This window comes from Pseudoalteromonas sp. S3178 (genome assembly GCF_005886985.1).
GTDB classification, from domain to species: domain Bacteria; phylum Pseudomonadota; class Gammaproteobacteria; order Enterobacterales; family Alteromonadaceae; genus Pseudoalteromonas; species Pseudoalteromonas carrageenovora.
In genome coordinates, this window is sequence record NZ_PNCW01000400.1 from 1 (window position 1) to 250 (window position 250).

Here is a 250-nt window from a genome sequence, read left to right on the forward strand (position 1 = left end):
CGTTAGATAATAAGTTATTGATTAGCATGCGTAAGTACTGACCATCACCAATGACCCAGCAAGGTTTTGACGAAAGTTTTAGTGTTAAGTCATGATGGTGGGCGTTATTGGCTAACTGGTGAGCCATCGCATTCAAGTCAACAGGCTGAAGTTCCACGTCTTCAAGGCGGTGCTGCAATCTTGCGTAATCTAAAATAGCATCAATCACTTGCTCCATTTCATCAAGGTTTTGGTTGATCCTATTTTCGTA

Annotated in this window: 1 protein-coding gene; it reads right to left on the reverse strand. The window is 41.6% G+C overall.

What is annotated here, in order from left to right:
- Positions 1-250 (reverse strand): sensor histidine kinase (locus CWC11_RS21475; RefSeq protein ID WP_502704822.1); only part of this gene is annotated, 250 nt, incomplete at both ends.